General features: G+C 39.5%; 13 protein-coding genes. 2 read left to right on the plus strand and 11 right to left on the minus strand.

Annotated features, from left to right (window positions below; genetic code table 11):
- Positions 1 to 49 precede the first annotated feature (49 nt).
- From IGI79_RS09540 to IGI79_RS09555, 4 genes are all read right to left on the minus strand, one after another.
- Positions 50 to 1,777, minus strand: coding sequence for a phospho-sugar mutase (locus IGI79_RS09540; protein WP_438845900.1), 1,728 nt, complete (start codon positions 1,775 to 1,777; stop codon positions 50 to 52).
- Positions 1,778 to 1,902: 125 nt separating this feature from the next.
- The gene (trxB, locus tag IGI79_RS09545; protein ID WP_438845901.1) at positions 1,903 to 2,838 is read right to left on the minus strand and encodes a thioredoxin-disulfide reductase; all 936 of its coding nucleotides are present in this window, start codon (positions 2,836 to 2,838) and stop codon (positions 1,903 to 1,905) included.
- A 143-nt stretch (positions 2,839 to 2,981) separates the two neighbouring features.
- Entirely contained in the window at positions 2,982 to 4,415 is a 1,434-nt protein-coding gene (locus IGI79_RS09550) for a 6-phospho-beta-glucosidase (RefSeq protein ID WP_019724140.1), read from the minus strand.
- Between the two features lie 5 nt (positions 4,416 to 4,420).
- Positions 4,421 to 5,821 carry a 6-phospho-beta-glucosidase gene (locus IGI79_RS09555; RefSeq protein ID WP_019724139.1) on the minus strand — a complete coding sequence of 467 codons (1,401 nt, stop codon included), beginning with the start codon at positions 5,819 to 5,821 and terminating at the stop codon, positions 4,421 to 4,423.
- A gap of 305 nt (positions 5,822 to 6,126) precedes the next feature.
- Between IGI79_RS09555 and IGI79_RS09560 the strand changes: the two genes are divergently transcribed.
- Positions 6,127 to 7,032 (plus strand): MurR/RpiR family transcriptional regulator, encoded by a 906-nt coding sequence (locus IGI79_RS09560; RefSeq protein ID WP_023520007.1) that lies wholly within the window; start codon positions 6,127 to 6,129, stop codon positions 7,030 to 7,032.
- Between the two features lie 246 nt (positions 7,033 to 7,278).
- Here IGI79_RS09560 and IGI79_RS09565 read toward each other — a convergent pair whose 3' ends face one another.
- The 6 genes from IGI79_RS09565 to IGI79_RS09590 all read right to left on the minus strand — a co-directional run bounded on the left by IGI79_RS09565 (position 7,279) and on the right by IGI79_RS09590 (position 16,162).
- Positions 7,279 to 9,165, minus strand: a complete 1,887-nt coding sequence (locus tag IGI79_RS09565; RefSeq protein ID WP_438845902.1) for a beta-glucoside-specific PTS transporter subunit IIABC — start codon at positions 9,163 to 9,165, stop codon at positions 7,279 to 7,281.
- Positions 9,166 to 9,255: 90 nt separating this feature from the next.
- Positions 9,256 to 10,113, minus strand: a complete 858-nt coding sequence (gene licT, locus IGI79_RS09570; RefSeq protein ID WP_104776169.1) for a BglG family transcription antiterminator LicT — start codon at positions 10,111 to 10,113, stop codon at positions 9,256 to 9,258.
- A 445-nt stretch (positions 10,114 to 10,558) separates the two neighbouring features.
- Positions 10,559 to 12,337, minus strand: a complete 1,779-nt coding sequence (locus tag IGI79_RS09575; protein ID WP_438845903.1) for an ABC transporter ATP-binding protein — start codon at positions 12,335 to 12,337, stop codon at positions 10,559 to 10,561.
- A gap of 202 nt (positions 12,338 to 12,539) precedes the next feature.
- On the minus strand, positions 12,540 to 13,676 hold the full coding sequence (locus IGI79_RS09580) for an RNA-guided endonuclease InsQ/TnpB family protein (protein WP_438845904.1): 1,137 nt from the start codon (positions 13,674 to 13,676) through the stop codon (positions 12,540 to 12,542).
- Positions 13,677 to 13,961: 285 nt separating this feature from the next.
- Positions 13,962 to 15,722, minus strand: a complete 1,761-nt coding sequence (locus tag IGI79_RS09585; protein ID WP_438845905.1) for an ABC transporter ATP-binding protein — start codon at positions 15,720 to 15,722, stop codon at positions 13,962 to 13,964.
- Positions 15,723 to 15,937: 215 nt separating this feature from the next.
- Positions 15,938 to 16,162 (minus strand): YneF family protein, encoded by a 225-nt coding sequence (locus IGI79_RS09590; RefSeq protein WP_010734944.1) that lies wholly within the window; start codon positions 16,160 to 16,162, stop codon positions 15,938 to 15,940.
- Positions 16,163 to 16,406: 244 nt separating this feature from the next.
- On the opposite strand from IGI79_RS09590, the gene IGI79_RS09595 reads away from it, so the two are divergent.
- Positions 16,407 to 17,969: an Nramp family divalent metal transporter gene (locus IGI79_RS09595; RefSeq protein ID WP_019723117.1), complete on the plus strand. Its 1,563-nt coding sequence runs from the start codon at positions 16,407 to 16,409 to the stop codon at positions 17,967 to 17,969.
- Positions 17,970 to 18,075: 106 nt separating this feature from the next.
- On the opposite strand, the gene IGI79_RS09600 is transcribed toward IGI79_RS09595, so the two are convergent.
- Positions 18,076 to 18,975 carry a deoxyribonuclease IV gene (locus tag IGI79_RS09600; protein WP_438845906.1) on the minus strand — a complete coding sequence of 300 codons (900 nt, stop codon included), beginning with the start codon at positions 18,973 to 18,975 and terminating at the stop codon, positions 18,076 to 18,078.
- Positions 18,976 to 19,099: the final 124 nt, after the last annotated feature.

Below are 19,099 nucleotides of genomic sequence, written 5' to 3' on the forward strand. Positions count from 1 at the left end.
AAAAGACTGACTACTAAAGTGTACCACTTTTTTCGTCAGTCTCAACTGTTTATTCTTCTGTCATTGATTTGATGCTAGCTTCAAGTGCAGCAATTTTTTCTTGTGCTGCTTCGTTTGAATCACCTTTGACACCAATATAAAATTTGATTTTTGGTTCCGTTCCAGAAGGACGGATCGCGATCCAACCGTCTTCTTCTAGTGTATATTTCAATACATCTGAAGGTGGAGTCGTTAGTTTTTCTACATTTCCTTGAGCATCTGTTTTTGTCAGTGCCTTGAAATCTTCTGTTTGTAAAACTTTTTCTCCGGCAAATTCAGTTGGTGCATCTTTTCTGAATTTCTCCATCAGTGCAGCAATTTTCGCTGAACCTTCTTGACCACTCATTGTGACTGAAATTGTTTTTTCTGCATAATAGCCATACGTTTCAAAAATCGATTGTAACCCATCATAAAGGGTCTTACCTTGTTTTTTATAAAATGCAGCAACTTCTGCTAATAATAATAGTGCTTGAATCGCGTCTTTATCGCGAACGAATGGTTTGACTAAATAACCGTAGCTTTCTTCAAAACCAAACATGAATGTATGCGCCTTGGTTTCTTCGAATTGTTGGATTTTTTCAGCAATAAATTTGAAGCCAGTCAAAACGTTCATCATTTCTACACCATAATGTCTAGCGATTGCTGTCGGTAGTTCACTTGAAACGATTGATTTCAAGACCGCCGCATTTTCTGGTAGTGTTCCTTTTTCTTGGTGCGCTTCCAGGATATATTGGACAAGCAAAGCGCCGATTTGATTTCCTGTCAATACTTTGTATGAACCGTCTGGCAAGCGTACAGCTGCACCTAGACGATCGGCATCTGGATCCGTAGCAATCAATAGATCTGCGCCTTCTTTTTCGCCTAAACGGATTGCATATTCAAAAGCAGAGTGTTCTTCTGGATTTGGTGATTTGACTGTGGTGAAGTCTGGGTCAGCGACTGCTTGCTCAGGAACCAAGACAAATTGTTCAAATCCAGCTTGAGTCAACGCACGCTCGCCTAACATTTTGCCTGTTCCGTGTAACGGCGTGAAGACTAGCTTCAATTCTTTCCCTAATGTTTCTACTAATTCATGATTGATTGTCACTGCTTTGATTTCTTCCAAGTACGCTTGGTCGATTTCTTCGCCGATGATCGTGATCAAATCACTATTTTTTGCATGTTCTTCTGCTAAAACTTCTACTTTTAATGGATTGCTGATGTTTCGTACATATTTTGTCAATGCGTCTGCATCAGCAGGCGGCATTTGTCCACCATCTTCGCCATAGACTTTATAGCCATTATATGCCGCTGGATTATGAGAAGCTGTAACCATGATCCCAGCAAATGCGTTAAGATGACGAACCGCAAATGAAAGCTCCGGGGTTGGTCGTAAGCTTTCAAATACAAAAGATGGAATACCATGTTGCGCTAAAGTTTTTGCCGCTTCCATCGCAAATTCTGGCGATTGATGACGTGAATCATAAGCAATCGCTACCCCACGTTTTTTTGTTTCTGCTCCTTGTTCATCCATAAATTGTGCAAGCCCTTCTGTTGCTTGACGTACAGTATAGATGTTCATTCGATTGATTCCAGGTCCTAAGATCCCGCGCATTCCTGCTGTACCAAATTCCAAAGGTGCGTAGAACGCATCTTCTAATTTTTCAGGATTTTCACTTAATTCTTTTAATTGTTTTTTTAAATTTTCTTCTAATGATTCTTCAGTTGCCCATTGCTCGTAAACTTGTTTCCAAGACATGAAGCTGACACCTCTTTCTAAAAATATGTTCCTTTCTTAGTATAGCATTCTCTATTTAGATAGCAAAGCATAAGAAAAAGGACGATGACATTCCTCATCGTCCTTTTCTCTTTCCACATCATTAGTTATCCTTGAGCGTTTGGCGTTTCTTCTAAAGCTTCCAAGTATTTATACACTTGTTGTCCAGCAATCCCGCCATCGCCTACTGCTGTGGTGATTTGGCGTAAATCTTTTTCTCGTACATCGCCAATAGCAAACACACCAGGCATATTCGTACGCATATCTTGATCTGTTGGGATCCAGCCAGCAGCATTCGTGAGTCCAGCTTTGCGGAAAGGTTCAGTTAATGGATCTAGTCCAACGTAGATGAACACACCGTCAGCTGCTAATTCGATTTCTTCCCCTGTTTTTGCGTTGTGCCCTTTGACACCAGTAACGACCATATCATTTCCGATGATCTCATCAGTGATCGTATCCCAAACAAATGAGATTTTTTTGTTCGCAAATGCGCGATCTTGGATGATTTTTTGCGCTCTTAGCTCATCACGACGATGAACGATAACGACTTCTGAAGCAAATTGTGTCAAATACACAGCTTCTTCTACCGCAGAATCGCCACCACCGATCACGACTAAGCGTTTATTACGGAAAAATGCACCGTCACAAACCGCGCAATAAGAAACGCCACGTCCAGCATATTCTTCTTCGCCTAGTACTCCTAGTTTACGATGGATACAACCAGTTGCAATGATGACTGTTTTCGCTTCGTAACTTTTGTCTTCACAGATGACTTCTTTATAGTTGCCATGATCTTTGATATCTTGGACGATACCGTAGACATTTTCAGTTCCAAATCGTGAAACACCTTCATACATTTTATACGCAAGGTCTGGCCCCATGATCGAATCAAATCCAGGATAATTTTCTACTTCTGCGGTGTTGTTCATTTGCCCACCAGGTGCCCCTTGTTCGATCATCGCTACTGATAAGTTTGATCTTGAAGCATACAAAGCAGCGGTCATGCCAGCAGGTCCTGCACCAATTACGATTACATCATACATATGTAGATTCCTCCGTTTTAAAATCAAGTAAGCCTACTTTACAGCCAATCACACAAAAAGTCTATTGTTCTGCCTACGAGTTTCGAATAGATATATTATACTCGAAATCGATAGACAAAAACAATAGACATTCTTATTCTATCCTATTTGTTCGCTAGATTTTCACCATTCGAAGCAATCACTTGTTTATACCAATCAAATGATTTTTTCTTTGTTCGTTTCAATGTACCATTGCCTTCATTGTCACGATCAACGTAGATAAAACCATAGCGTTTCTTCATTTCACCAGTTCCAGCAGAAACTAGATCGATACATCCCCAAGTCGTATAACCTAAAAGATCAACACCATCTAATTCGACTGCATCTTTCATCGCTTGGATGTGTGAAGCAAGATATGAAATGCGATAGTCATCTTCCACATAGCCATTCTCATCCGGAGTATCTACCGCGCCCAAACCATTTTCGACAATAAACAATGGTTTTTGATAACGATCATAAATATCATTCAAGGTTACCCGTAAACCTAATGGGTCAATTTGCCAGCCCCATTCACTTGCTTCTAAATAAGGGTTTTTCGTTGATTCAAAGATATTTCCTGCGGTTTGTTCTAATAGTTTTGGATCGGTTGTTGAAACACGAGAAGAATAATAAGAGAATGAAATAAAATCAACAGTATGTTGTTTCAATAACTCTAAGTCTCCTGGTTCCATTTTGATCTCGATGCCTTGGCGTTCCATTTCTTTTAGTGCATATGCTGGGTATTCTCCTCTTGACTGCACATCGATAAAGAAGTAGTTTTCACGGTCTGCTTGGCGTGAAGCCCAGACATCTTCTGGTTTACATGAATAAGGATAATAAGCTCCCGCAGCTAACATACAGCCGACTTTATTCTCAGGGTCGACTTCATGCGCGATTTTTGTGGCAATCGCACTCGCTAGTAACTCATGATGAGCTGCTTGATATTTGACTTGCTCTACATTGTCGCCTTCTTCAAAATACAAGCCAGCCCCCATGAACGGTGCATGTAAAATCATGTTGATTTCATTAAAGGTCAACCAGTATTTTACTAATCCTTTGTAACGATTAAAGATCACGTGACAAAGGTTTTCATAAAATCCGACTAATTCACGCGAACGCCATGCCCCATATTCTTTGACTAGATGCATCGGGCAGTCAAAATGAGTGATCGTTACTAAGGGTTCGATCCCATACTTTTGACATTCTTTAAAGACATCTTCATAGAATTTCAACCCTTCTTCGTTTGGCTCTTTCTCATCACCTAATGGAAAAATACGGCTCCAGGCAATCGATAGACGGTAGGTTTTAAAGCCCATTTCTGCAAATAAGGCAATATCTTCTTTATAGTGATGGTACATATCGATCGCTTCTTTTGCTGGATAAAAATGTTCGTCATCAAACTCAAACATTTTTTGTTGACCGGTAATCACTGGAAAACGATCTGGACCAATCGGCACGACATCTACGTTGGCTAAGCCGCGCCCTCCTTCGTCGTATCCACCTTCACATTGATTGGCAGCTGTTGCGCCACCCCATAAAAAGTCTTTTCTAAATCCCATCGTTGTTATACTCCTTCCACTACACGTTTTTCTGACAATTCTCTTGCTAATTCATCTTGCACTTCGATGCCTTCTGCTGTTAAGCGATCGATGGCTTCTTTAAATTGTGGTAAATACTCTTGATGAGCAATAAATAATTCATCCATCATACGTTTTGCTGTTTTACCAGAACGAACTAATGGGTTGATCGTAAATGCTTGTAACGCCGTCCCGTAATCACCTGTGACAGCTGCTTCGATCGTCAACAACTCCATATTTTTCATCACTTGTAACCAGCCACGTTCTGCTGTAGGTAATGAACCAAAAGCAACACTTCTTGCTCCTTGCGCGCCTACATACGCTGTTACTTCAACGACACAGTCTGCTGGTAGATCAGGCACTGCCCCATTGTTTTTCGTTGAGACAACGATTTGAGTTTCTTTATTGCCATAGATCGAAGCAATCGTTTCACACGCAGCATCCGAATAATAGGCACCGCCTCGTTGTTGTAATTGTTCTGGTTTATGATCGAGTTGTGGATCTTTGTATAGCTCAAACAATTCCGCTTCTGTTTGTTTGACTTGTTGTGCTCGCGTTCCGATCGTGTGGTATTCTTCCAACGCATGCTCCAACATTTCTTCTTCACGATAGTAATAGCGGTGATAGCCACAAGGAATCATTTTCATCTGATCGAGTTGTTCTCTAAAGAATGGCACATCGAATATGTTTTTTGGCAACCCGTTATCTTCCGCATAAAGTTGTTCGATCAAATCTTCTGTACGATCATTTCCTTTTGCATCCGCTACTTTGTGCCAATGGAAATGGTTCAGCCCAGCAAATTTATAAATCAACTCTTCTTTCTTTTCACTGATCATGACTGGCTCTGTCATCATTGCCATTACTGGTACATTGCACAATCCAATCACTTTGTCCCATTTCCCATAACGAACGACTGCTTCAGTCACCATACCGCTTGGATTCGCGAAATTGATCAACCAAGCGTTCGGACAGAGGCGTTTCATGTCTTCAACTACTGCTAAAATGACTGGGATCGTACGAAATGCTTTGAACATTCCCCCAGCTCCATTGGTTTCTTGGCCTAACATGCCGTAGTACGCTGGAATGCGTTCGTCTTTAACACGAGCATCCAATTGACCGACCCGAAATTGTGTAGTGACAAAGTCCGCATCTTTCAATGCTTCTTCGCGATCTAAGGTGGCATAGATTTTCACGTCATATGGAGAAGCATCCCACATCCGTTGGGCCATTTCACTGACGATCGCTAGTTTTTCACGCCCAGCTTCGATATCGACTAACCAGATTTCACGAATCGGCAATTCATCGTAACGTTTGATGAATCCTTCCATTAGTTCCGGTGTGTAACTACTTCCGCCACCAATTGTCGCGATCTTGATTCCTTGATTCATACACTCACTCCTTCGTATTTTTTACAACTCTATTATCATTTTTGTAAATAAAAGTCACAATACTTTTTGATCAATTTGAATAACCATTTACAAAATGATCGATATTCTTGCATTTTTTTGTAAATTTATTGCGCATAACAAAAAGAAAAATAATGAGAAAGTCCAAATAAAACCTAATTTTTTAATCAAAATAAACGAGTAAAGGTATTACTTCTCTTTTTTTTGTTTCATTGACACACTAAATAATACCGTTTACAATTATTTTACATATTTTTAACTAAAAACGTAAAAAAGAGGAGCGAATTATGCTATTAAAGGAAAAGCTTAAACAAATCAACTTTTCACCTTCAGAAAGCGAAGTCATCCGTTTTCTCCAAGCCAATGAAACAACTCTGGCCGATCGAACGATTCAACAAATTGCTGAAACTTGCTATGTCCATCCTTCTACTTTGATTCGGATCGCCAAAAAAATGGGTTTTCACGGATGGGTGGATTTTAGAGATGCGTTCATTGCTGAAACAGAATATCTACAAGGAAACTTTCAAGAAGTGGACGCCAATCTCCCTTTTTCCGAAAATGAAGGCATCATGACGATCGCTAATCGGATTGCGGCACTTGAACGTATGACGATCCAAGATACGTTATCCTTGTTGATGCACGACGATCTCCAACAAGCAAAGCAACTTCTGCTGCGATCCAATAAAATCGTATTATTTTCGAGTGATACCAACACATTGATTGCTCAATCATTCAAATTGAAAATGAATCGGATCAAACAAGAAGTGACCATCGTGCCCACATCTGGCGAGTCCTATTACGATGCCTACAATTGTCAGCCTGAAAACTGTGCGATCTTGATCTCTTATACGGGAGAAAATCAGATGATGCTTCGGACTGCTGAAATTTTAAAAGAAAAAAATGTTCCGATTTTATCGTTGACGAGCATCGGTGAGTCCAGTTTGTCCACAGCGAGCGATGTGGTATTGCGCCTGACAACACGTGAACGATTGTACTCAAAAATCAGTAGTTTCACGATCAATACGTCGATCTCCTATTTGTTGGATGTGTTATATAGTTGTGTCTTTGCTGAACATTATCGTGAGAACCTCGATTATTTGATCGAAGTCGGGCAAAAAGTCGATACACGGCAGATCAGTTCATCCATTATGAAAGAAGAACTATTTACCGATTCAATCGAAGATGGCGATTAGTCTACTTTTATAGCGGGAACGATCAGAAAGATTCGTTCAGAACAAAGTTGCTCCTTGAAATTCATTCTCTAATTAAATAGCTGAACTTCTAAGAAAATAAGCCGTAACATCCAAAATATGAGAGGAAACCCTCGGATGTTACGACTTTTTTTGGAATCAGGTACTTAGAAACATTCTCCTGTGGAAAAATACTTTTTAACACTAAGCTAACTTTCTAAAACCTTGATCTAAAAGGCTTTGAACTCATCAAGTCAACGCTGTGATCAACTCATCCCCATTCGTCACGATCTTCGATTGATTCTCGACGATATCGAGGTAATCTGCTGAATTGGTAATAATGACAGGGGTTTCTACACTATAGCCTTCACTTTCGATCGCATTGATATCAAATCGCAATAAGACGTCTCCTTGTTTCACTTTATCCCCTTGTTTCACAAAAGACTCAAAATGTTTCCCTTCCAATTGTACAGTGTCTAACCCAACATGAATCAACAGTTCTAATCCACTTTCAGAAACTAAACCAATCGCATGTTTTGAAGGAAATAACGTCATCACTGTCCCATCGAATGGTGCAACGACTTCCCCTTTTTCTGGATAGATCAAGATTCCTCGTCCTAACGCGCCTTTAGCAAATGCTTGGTCTTTTGCTTCGCTTAAAGATGCAATACCACCTTGGATCGGTGTTTTGACGATTTCTTTGATTTTACTTTCTTTTTTCTCAGGTACTACTTCTTCGGTATCTTTCCAGAACAAGAAAGTCAAAGTAAAGCCAATCGTTGCTGCAATTGCGATACCGATAAAGGCATTGTACATGCCACTGGCATCGCTACCACTAATGAAGTTGACCACTCCGAAGATGCCCAAGCCACCCATTGTATAACTTGTCGTACCACTCATCATCAAATAGATACCAGAGATTGCCCCACCAATCATTGAATAAATGAACGGGGTCTTTTTAGGTAGAGTGATTCCATAGATGGCTGGTTCTGTCACACCAAAGATTCCTGAGATAAAGGCAGGCATACATAAGGCTTTCATTTTCTTGTCTTTAAACTTGAAGTACATTGCTAATACCACGGCGGTTTGTGCAAAACTTGCCCCAAAAACACCTACAAGCATTTGACTTGAGCCATTTTGTGCCAACTGCATGATCGCCAAAGGGATGATACTCCAATGTAGACCGAAGATAACTAATACTTGCCAGAAGAAGCCTAGAACCCCACCATATAATGCTGGTGAAAAATCCATCAATGCTTGGAAACCTGCACTCAACCACTCTGTTAACAAGCTAACGATTGGGCCAATCACCAAAAAGCCGATCGGTAGAGCAATCAATAAGACCATAAAAGGAACAACAAATGTTTGGACAACTGTTGGAACGATCTTCTTCGCAAATTTTTGGACTTGTCCGGCAAAAGCAATGATAAAGATGACAGGAATGACACTTGATGTATAAGAAGCTCCTACCCAGGGAATACCCAAGAAACTTTCATATGCGGGTAATCCTAAAAGGCTAAGCGGCGCTGCAGCACCTTGATTGGCTGCTTCAAAAGTACTTTGTAATGCGGGACCTTGCACGGTCGGATAGACAAGGGCTGCACCGATGACGATGCCGACCATTGGATTCAATTTGAATTTTTTAGCTGCTGTATACCCTAAAATAACTGGCATGAAATAAAAGATCGAATCACCGATCCCATTTAACATGATATAAGTTCCGGAAGTCTGCTCATAGAATCCTAAAAAGATAAATAATGCATTCAATCCTTTGACCATCCCGGCAGCTGCTAAAGCTCCTAAGAAGGGCTGGAAACAACCACTTAAAATATCGATCAAACGATTAAATATATTGCCTTTCGCAGGGGCTAATTCCGCATCTTCTGAAATCCCTGCTACACTCAAGACATCTGCATATACGTCTGGGACATGATTACCGATGACTACTTGGTATTGTCCACCGCTTTTCATGACGGTCACGACACCATCCATATTCTTCAGTGTCTCATCAGCTGCTTTACTTTCGTCTTTTAACCGAAAACGCAAGCGAGTCACACAGTGCGTCAAACTACTGATATTTTCTTTTCCGCCAACATATTTCACGATTTCTTTTGCTAAATCTTGGTATTTTCCCATGTTCTTTTCCTCCAATTGTTTGATTGAAGGTTTAGCCAACTCAATGTCACTATCCTTTGGTACCCATTCGTTGAACCCACGGCCCTCCTTTTAATGATTTTTTAAATGATTATTATCTGCCAAACGAGCCAGATGGATCGTTAAGTAGACAATTTCATCGTCTGACATATGATAATTAAATGTTTCCTGTAAGAATAAAGCGATTTTGTCCACGCAGCCAGAAGCCGTTTGGTATTTTCGCTGGATCATCTGGATCAATTCTTCCTCGACCTCACCTTCTTGGGTAAGGGACGTGTTCATCACACGGCTAAGAAAAAAACGAAGATGCGTGACAAATCGGAAAAAATAAATCGATTCTTCATCAAAGGGTGTTTGATAATAATAGCGAACGATATTCAAAATATCTTGAATGGTTTTCGTAAACTGGTACATATTGTTCATACTATCTTGTTCTGATTGTGCATTGACTAAATGAAGGGCAATGAATCCAGCTTCATTTTCGGATAAATCAAATCCATATTTATGATGGACTCTTTCAATCGTTTTTTTACCTATTTGGTATTCTCTCGGAAATAATTGCTTGATATCATATAATAAAACATTCGGTAACCCCACGCCGGTTTTATAACGTTTGATCGCATTGTACAAATGATCGGTCAAGGAAATATAAATGGATTCATTCAATGTCACATCCAATTTTTCTTTCGTATACTCGATGATCTCGTAGGAGAGTTCGAGGTATTCCATCGGGATATCCTCCGCTAATTTTTGAAAATGTTTAGACAGTCGATCATCCGTCAAGTGAAATTCCTTATCTACACCCGCTTCTAAAATGGCATCACCGATCTTTTTTTTGAACGCCAACCCTTTTCCCATAACGATCATTTCTCGATTTAATTTGTCCCTTGTGACAACGACATTATTATTTAGAATTTTTTCAATCCGCATAATATCCCCTTTCTATGATTGTCACTCCTAAAAAAACAAAAAAACCCAAAAAGTCAGCCATGGAATCGATTCATGGTGACTGATTAGGTTTAGCTTGCGTGATGCAATCACTATCCAACAGTATGTTCTTTTCTTCATAGTAGCGAAACAATTTTAAAATGTCAACGCTTTCTTTTGTATTATTCCTATATTTCTAAAAAAAATTCTTTCACGTTAACATGGAAACTACCACTCCCCTAGAACAGCCAGTAACCAGACAGTAAGAATAGCCGATTGACTTTTTTGATTTGAATCACACCGCTAGCAATCAAGTCATAAAAAAAAGCCTTGATCCCCAAAAGTTGGCACGTTTTTGGGGATTCAAGTCTTATGAGTTGAGGCTAACTATTTTTATCACGGCTTACGATACAAGTGTTTCAAAAACAGATGCCTTTATTCTTCCCTGTTACTCACTTTGTAATTTGTACATATCTGAATATAGCCCTTCTTCAGCTAAAAGTGTTTCATGATTCCCGCGCTCCACGATATGTCCTTTATCTAATACGAGGATCAACTCTGCATCACGGATCGTTGACAGACGATGGGCGATAGCAATCGTTGTCCGACCTTGACGCATCTTCGCAAGTCCTTCTTGGATCAACACTTCTGTTTCTGTGTCGATATTCGCCGTCGCCTCATCCAGAACTAAGATTTTAGGATCCGTTACAATCGTTCTGGCAAACGTGATCAATTGGCGTTGCCCACTTGAATAGCTTGCCCCTCTTTCAATTACTTTTGAATGATACCCTTTCGGCAATTCTTCGATGAACTGATTCGCTTGGACAAACTCAGCGGCTTCACGTATTTGTTCGTCTGTGATCTCTGGATTCATCATGCGGATGTTTCCAGCGATATCCCCATAAAATAAGAACGCATCCTGTAATACTAGACCCATTTTATTGCGTAATTCAGCGATTGGATATTCACGAATGTCATGGTCATCAATCAAGATCTGCCCTTCGTAAAACTCATAAAAACGCATCAACACATTGATGATCGAACTTTTCCCACTTCCTGTATGTCCGACTAATGCGACAGTTTCTCCTGGATTAGCAACAAATGAAATATTGTTCAATACATTATTTTTTCCATCATAAGAGAAACTGACATTACGAAATTCGATTTTTCCAGCAGTGATCGTTCGATCCGCTGCTTCCTTTTGCTGTGGTGCATATTCTTCCGTATCCATGATTTTCAAGATACGACTTCCTGCGACTGTTCCGTCCGTAAAGACACTCAAGAAGTCCATCATTTGCGACATCGGATTAAAGAATCCTTGAACATAGGTGGTGAAGGCAAAGATCAAACCGACTTCAACTGGTGAATGTAACGCATCGAGTCCGAACAACGTCAAAGTCAAGGCAATTGCTAAAGCATATAAAAAACTGATGATTGGACTCAAAAGAATCGAATTTGTCTTGATCATGGCATAGCGAGTCGCTAGATACTCTTCATTGACTTCCTCAAATTCTTTTGCTAAACGCGATTCTTGTCGAAATTGTTGGATGATCCGCATCCCAGAAATCGATTCATTTAGTTTTGTGTTCAATTGACTCAAGCGCTCACGCATATTTCGATAAATCCTTGAACTGAATTTTTGATAATACCAAATCACTACTCCTAAAATCGGTAAAAAGATCAGACACCATAGCGCGATTTTTTGATTGATTTGAAACATCGCAATAAATGAAGAAATCACGGCAAAAATTCCTGTTAAAACCATCAGAAAGACATACCAAAATTCAAACAGTGTTTCTGTGTCATTGGTCACACGAGAAACAGTCGATCCAGCTGGCGTTTGGTCAAAGTACCGCATTCCTAGTGTATGCAGTTTCTCAAACAACTTTACACGGATATGTTGGTAGGTCTTCAATGACGCCATCGAATATAGATACCATTGGAAAAACCAGATGATACTTTTGACAATGACCCCAAATAGATAAAGCCCTGCAAAGAAAAGGATGACTTGTGTCGTTGCTGACTGCTTCGCTAGATACTCATCCATGAATGTTTGGATGATCCTTGGCAATAGCACATTGATGACTGATAATACTAAAGCAAATAAAATCGCAATGATGAATGTCGAGCGAAAGGGTTTAGCAAATTGCATCAATCGTTTAATGATCGAAGCTTGTTCTTTATAGGTCATGGATTTTGACCATTCCGACTGATATTTATCTTCCATTATTCGCCACCGTTGCCAAAAATCTATAAATATCTCTAACCAACAATAAAAGTTGTCAGATTGATGTTTGTTTCCTGTTTCTCCGTGCCCGATTTTGCCCATTGCTCGCTACTCTCGTTTGTTCTAACACTCCACAGGCGTAAATTCGGAAACAACGAATCCTACTTATTCTATGTTTTTCGTTTCGGTAGAAGTTCGTAGATTACGCACAGTAACTAGCTAAATTCAAACTTGCATTATAATCTCTATCTGCTGTATATTGGCATTTATCACAATGATAAATACGATCTGATAATTTTAAGTTCACCTTCTTATGTCCGCACTTGTGACATAGTTTAGAACTCGGATAGAATTTATGTGCTTCTATTAGTTCAATCCCATAATCTTCACATTTATATTGAAGTTGACGTTTGAACTCATAGAACTTTTGTTGTGCAACTGATTTCGCTAAATGCTTATTTTTCATCATTCCTTTTACATTCAATGTCTCGACAACGATTTTCGATGGCTTGGTTTTCACGATCTCTGTCGTTGTTTGATGGATGTAGTTCTGACGAATATTCGCTAGTCTTCGATGTATATACCGAATTTCCTTTTCTAATTTATAGATGTTACACGTTTTGACAAATCGGTTTCCCTCCTTATTCAATTCGTATTTTCGAGAAACTGTACGCTGTAACCGACGTAGTCGTTTCTCAATCTTTTTCACTTTTTTTGTTTTATTAATATTTTTGTAGACTCTTCCATTAGAAACAGTTGCTAAGTCTTTGATACCGAGGTCAATTCCCAATATTTCGCCTGTTAAGTTCTGTTCCGGCTTCTCTTTTTCAATCCCCACTGAAACATACCAGTACTTTCCATCAAAACTAACTCGTGGATTAAAATACTTTGTATTCCTTGGGATTTGTTCGCTAGTTTTTACCCAGCCAATTTTTTCAAGTAAAACTGATTTTGACTTCACTTTCAGCTTAATGTTGTCATTATAAAAAGCTGGTTTCGTCTTCTTCCTTGACTTCAACCTTGGCTTTTCAGCCTTTAAACGACTTTTTCCTGTCCTACCACCAAACCATTTTTTGTAGGCATCGCAAGCATCTTTTACTGCCTGTTTCGCAATATTATTGGAAACATCGTTCAGCCAAGCATACTTAGGACGTTTTTTGATTTTAGTAATATACTTTCGTAAATCATTATTGGCGATAAATTTTCCGCCAAATCGATGATTCATTTCTTGTATCTTTAGTGTCCAGTTAAAAATCCAGCGAGCTGTTCCACTTGATTGCCACAACTGTTTTTCTTGTTCCTTAGTTGGTCGTAGTCTGACTTTCTTGGCTCGTATCATTTTCCATCAATTCCTTAATCATTTTTCTTCGCTTTGTTCGCTCTTTTACCTTATAATCGGCGATTGAAACGGTGATAATCTGAGTTAAGTTCAATTACGAGTACACATTGTGAGGCATGGACAGATTTTAACTCTCTTTTTTTATTCCAACTTCTCAACGTTTATGGGGTCACACCTAGTTGTTTTCTAAATTCTTCTATCGTACACATTGTCACAATCTTAACCTTGATAGGATTATACTGCATATCGATAGTATGAATAATGTATTTATAGATTTATATATATTTAACTCAACTGTTTTTCACCTCCTTCAATTTTTGCTTCTAATTGTTGTTTCTGCCACATTTGTTCGTACCAACCATCAAGAGCTAACAACTCGTGATGCGTGCCACGTTCAACGATCCGACCATGATCGATGACGATGATTTCATTGGCGTGCATGACACTACTTAAACGATGGGCAGCAATGATCGTTGTTTTGTTTTTCCGTTCTGCTTTAAGGTTACGTAAGATTGCTTCTTCTGTTTTTGCGTCGACAGCGGACAATGCGTCGTCTAAAATCAATAATTCAGGACTTTGGATCAATGCACGAGCAATCGACAACCGTTGCTTCTGTCCACCAGACAAGGAGACGCCACGCTCTCCGACCATCGTCTGGTATCCTTCCGGCAATCCTTTGATCTCTTTATTGATATACGCCAATTCCGCTGCTTCTTCCACTTCTTCTGGTGATTTCTGTGGATTGGAAAAGCGAATATTGTCTAGGATCGTCATCGAAAACAAGAAATGATCTTGCGGCACGTAACCAATCGAGCGCAATAAGGCATCCAATGAGTATTCCTTGATCGTTCGTCCACCAAACTTGATTTCTCCTTGGTAATGGTCATACTCACGCATCAATAATTTGATGATCGTCGTCTTACCGGCACCTGTTTTACCAACGATACCTAACGTATCACCTTCATTGATCGCAAATTTGATGTGTTCTAATGCTGGCTGTTCATCGTCTGGATAGGTAAATTGTGTGATTGCCACATTCAACTCACCTTTTGCTGGTGTCATTTCTGCTCCTACTTTTTCGACGATATGTGTTTTCTCATGCAATAGTTCATTGACACGATCATATGAAGCATTCCCTCTCTCTAGTACATTGAACAGACGTCCAATCGCAAACATCGGCCAGACAAGCATACCGATATAACTGATAAAGGAAACCATCTGCCCAATTGAGATCGTACCATCCAAGACATAACGTCCACCTAAAATAATTGTCGCCACATATGACAAGCCAATGATCAATGTGATGAATGGATCAAAAAGCGCATCTAAAAAGTTTACTCGCTTATTTTTCTCAATGGCATCATCGATCTTTTCTTGGAAATCTTCCAAGTCTTGTTTTTCTTGGCCAAATGTTTTGATGACTTTGATACCTGTGATACTTTCTTGTGTTTTATCGTTGATACTTGAAAAGGCTTCTTGTGAATCACGAAACGCATCATGTAATTTTGAGCCTAAGATCCTTGAAGTAACCGCTAATAATGGTAATGGGATCAATGCAATCAAAGTTAACCGCCAATCAACGAATAGAACCATCGCAATGATCGTCGTTCCTCCAGTGATCACTGAATCTGCAAATGTTAAAATTCCTGCACCAGCCACATTTTGAATCGCGTTCAAATCATTCGTTGCATGAGCCATCAAATCACCCGTCCGGTATTTTTGATAGAACAAACTATCCATTCGCGTAAAATGAGCAAATAGACGCTGGCGTAATTCTTTTTCAAGCCTAGCTGCACTGCCCCAAATGTTCATTCGCCAAATATAGCGAAAAAGATATTGCAAAAAAGCTGCAATGATCAATACACCTATCCACAATGCAATGATTTGCATCGAGATATTTTGATCGGCGATTTCATCGATAATGATCCCGATGACTTTAGGTGGGATCAACTGCACTATTGCCACCGCGAACAAAGAAAATACGCCAATCAAATAGTGCTTTTTCTCTTGTTTAAAAAACCAACCCAATTTTCTGAAAATCGACATATATTTCCTCCTTCTAACTCCTAAAAATTTCATTTATTTCCGAGGTTGAATTGCATCCTCAGATATCGTTGATCACAATCGAAAAAATATGATCGTCATACAATTTATAAAAAAATAATCATTGATCGGCATGAATGCGCTTTTCTCAAATTGAGAAAAAGAAAAAAGCGAGCTGAAATCAATCAGCCCGCTTTTTGATGTTGTCGAATAAGAACCTACTTCTTCCCTTGGTTCTTCATTTGTTGCATCATCTGACGAATTTTCTTTTCAGATGGTTTTTGCCCCATAGACATCATCATTGATCTTAACATTTCCTCATTAACGGGAGGATTTTTTTCTAAGTAATCTTTCATATATTTACGCGCAAGAAAGAATCCACCGACTGCGCCGATTAACAATGCAATAACTGCAATAAGTACAACGATTCCGTTTGATACCATGTAAATCTCTCCTTTCCTTTTCCTAATTGCTCTCAATGATTCATTTTACTAAAACTTACAAAAAAAAGAAAGGCGTTTTCTTAAGAATATGTAAAAAAAGTCATTTTTATTTCATGATTATACAAAAACACCCATTTAGAAAGTAAGCCACATTTAATTTTTAGGTTAGCCGAATTTTTTTCTTTTATTTTTTCGTCTCTGGGTGTAGAATGAATTCGAAAAGAAATAGAAGGGTGGTTTTCATTTGAATAATCACGAGAATAAACATAAATGGATTGAACACACTAATGGGTTATCCCTTTCAGAAGTAAACGGTACGGTCAAAGTACCAAAAGGAAAAAGTTTCTTCCGCACCTTACTTGCCTATTCCGGACCTGGTGCACTCGTAGCAGTCGGCTATATGGACCCAGGTAATTGGTCAACATCGATCACCGGTGGCCAAAATTTCCAATACTTATTGATGTCAGTTATTCTGATGTCCAGCTTGATTGCTATGTTACTACAATATATGGCTGCCAAGCTTGGGATCGTCAGCCAAATGGATCTGGCACAGGCGATTCGTGCTCGTACGAGTAAAACGCTAGGGGTCATTCTTTGGATCTTGACCGAATTAGCGATCATGGCGACAGATATCGCTGAAGTCATTGGTGCAGCGATCGCTCTATATTTATTATTTGATATTCCTTTGGCAATTGCTGTCTTTATTACCGTCTTGGATGTCTTTGTCTTGCTTCTTTTGACAAAGATCGGTTTTCGTAAAATCGAAGCGTTAGTCGTCTGTTTGATTTTCGTTATCCTATTTGTCTTTGTCTACCAAGTGGCGCTTTCAAACCCTGATTGGAGCAGTCTATTCAAAGGCTTTATTCCTAATAGCCAAACATTTGCTGAAGAACCAAAAATCGGTGGAGAGACCCCATTGACTGGAGCTTTAGGGATCATTGGTGCAACTGTGATGCCTCACAATCTCTATTTGCACTCTGCTGTTTCCCAAACCCGCGAGATCGATCGAAAAGATCCAGAAGATATTGCAAGAGCGGTGCGTTTCTCGACATGGGATTCCAATATTCAATTAACGATGGCTTTCGTTGTCAATGCACTTCTATTGATCATGGGGGTTGCCGTCTTTAAAACTGGTGCAGTTCAAGATCCCTCTTTCTTTGGTTTGTATGAAGCACTTTCCGATCCATCTGCGATGAGTAACGGCGTCTTGATCGCCGTAGCAAAATCAGGCATTTTATCAACCTTATTTGCAGTAGCACTGCTTGCTTCTGGTCAAAATTCAACGATTACCGGTACATTGACTGGACAAGTCATTATGGAAGGCTTCATCCATATGCGCATGCCGATCTGGTTACGCCGTTTAGTCACTCGACTATTGTCCGTCATTCCAGTACTACTTTGTGTCTTGTTCACTAGCTCCAAAGGCACGATCGAAGAACATACAGCACTTAATAATCTAATGAATGAGTCCCAAGTATTCTTAGCTTTTGCCTTGCCTTTTTCAATGATTCCTTTATTGATGATGACCAACAGCCAAGCAGAAATGGGTGCCCGTTTCAAAAATTCACTGATCGTCAAAATACTTGGTTGGTTTTCTGTCATCAGTTTGACGTATTTAAACTTGCGCGGACTCCCAGGACAAATCGAAGCTTTCTTTGGCGATCAAGCTTCCACTGCGTCAATCGTCCTTGCTGATCGGATCGCTTACATCATCATCGTTGCAGTTCTCGCCTTACTCGCTTGGACGATCGTTGATCTTTATAAGGGAAATAAACGCTATGAACAACGTTTACAAGAGTTGTCTTGATCAAAGGTTTTAAACTAAACAAAAAAAGCTTAGATGAACAAAAAATATTTTTACATATTTTTGTGATCTAGGCTTTTTTCTTTATCTAATAACCTTTACAGATTATTCAGGCTTCTACATCTACTAATAATTCTGGAAATACTTCTGGATCAAAGGTTTCAGCTTTGAACATCGCGATTTCTTTCCCATAAGGGGCATAAGCCAATTTTTTATCTTTTCCGACGTATGGTGTTTCAAGAATCTTTGAAACATCTTTGAACATTGGTTCATGGACGATTTTATTTAATGCATCAAAACCGATCGTACCAAAGCCGATATTGGCGTGGCGGTCTTTATGTGAACCTTGTGGATTTTTGGAATCATTGATGTGTAATACTTTCAAGCGATCTAAACCAATCACTTTATCAAACGTTTCAATGACGCCATAAAAATCATTCGCTACATCATAGCCGGCATCGTTCGTGTGGCACGTGTCAAAGGTCACTGATAGCTTTTCATTCAATCTTACCCCATCAATGATCTGTGCCAACTCTTCGAACGTTCTGCCGATCTCTGTACCTTTTCCTGCCATTGTCTCTAAGGCGATTTGTGCGGTCTGTTCTTTCGTCAAGACTTCATTTAGCCCTTCAATGATCCTTGCGATCCCTGCCTCTGCTCCAGCACCGACATGTGCGCCTGGGTGCAATGTGATCTGAGTTGCTCCTAATGCTTCCGCTCGAACGATTTCTTCTCTTAAAAACTGTACAGCAAAAGGAAACATTTCTGGTTTCGTTGTATTTCCTAAATTAATGATATACGGTGCATGGACCACTATATTTTTCAGTCCATTTTCTTCCATATATTGTTTTCCAGCTTCAATATTCATTTCTTCAATTGGTTTTCTACGGGTATTTTGTGGTGCGCCTGTATAGATCATAAAAGTAGAAGCACCATAGCTGGCTGCTTCTTCTGCTGCACCTAGTAACATCTTTTTACCGCTCATACTGACATGTGAACCTAATAACATCGTACTCCTCCTATAAAGCCCTCTCGGCTAGTCACTCAGTGAATGGATTTGTTCACTCTCCTTTTATCTTAACTGAAACGGATTTGAAAGAAAAGTTTGAAATCTGTCCAATGATCCGAGCAGA

Origin of the sequence: Enterococcus sp. AZ084 (genome assembly GCF_051714905.1) — a bacterium.
In the GTDB taxonomy this organism is placed as follows: domain Bacteria; phylum Bacillota; class Bacilli; order Lactobacillales; family Enterococcaceae; genus Enterococcus_B; species Enterococcus_B pernyi.

What these genes read in the sequence shown, in the direction of transcription:
- IGI79_RS09540 (WP_438845900.1), bottom strand. Translation starts at nt 1,777, where the DNA reads ATGTCTTGGAAACAAGTTTACGAGCAATGGGCAACTGAAGAATCATTA.
- trxB (WP_438845901.1), bottom strand. Translation starts at nt 2,838, where the DNA reads ATGTATGATGTAATCGTAATTGGTGCAGGACCTGCTGGCATGACCGCT.
- IGI79_RS09550 (WP_019724140.1), bottom strand. Translation starts at nt 4,415, where the DNA reads ATGGGATTTAGAAAAGACTTTTTATGGGGTGGCGCAACAGCTGCCAAT.
- IGI79_RS09555 (WP_019724139.1), bottom strand. Translation starts at nt 5,821, where the DNA reads ATGAATCAAGGAATCAAGATCGCGACAATTGGTGGCGGAAGTAGTTAC.
- IGI79_RS09560 (WP_023520007.1), top strand. Translation starts at nt 6,127, where the DNA reads ATGCTATTAAAGGAAAAGCTTAAACAAATCAACTTTTCACCTTCAGAA.
- IGI79_RS09565 (WP_438845902.1), bottom strand. Translation starts at nt 9,165, where the DNA reads ATGGGAAAATACCAAGATTTAGCAAAAGAAATCGTGAAATATGTTGGC.
- licT (WP_104776169.1), bottom strand. Translation starts at nt 10,113, where the DNA reads ATGCGGATTGAAAAAATTCTAAATAATAATGTCGTTGTCACAAGGGAC.
- IGI79_RS09575 (WP_438845903.1), bottom strand. Translation starts at nt 12,337, where the DNA reads ATGGAAGATAAATATCAGTCGGAATGGTCAAAATCCATGACCTATAAA.
- IGI79_RS09580 (WP_438845904.1), bottom strand. Translation starts at nt 13,676, where the DNA reads ATGATACGAGCCAAGAAAGTCAGACTACGACCAACTAAGGAACAAGAA.
- IGI79_RS09585 (WP_438845905.1), bottom strand. Translation starts at nt 15,722, where the DNA reads ATGTCGATTTTCAGAAAATTGGGTTGGTTTTTTAAACAAGAGAAAAAG.
- IGI79_RS09590 (WP_010734944.1), bottom strand. Translation starts at nt 16,162, where the DNA reads ATGGTATCAAACGGAATCGTTGTACTTATTGCAGTTATTGCATTGTTA.
- IGI79_RS09600 (WP_438845906.1), bottom strand. Translation starts at nt 18,975, where the DNA reads ATGTTATTAGGTTCACATGTCAGTATGAGCGGTAAAAAGATGTTACTA.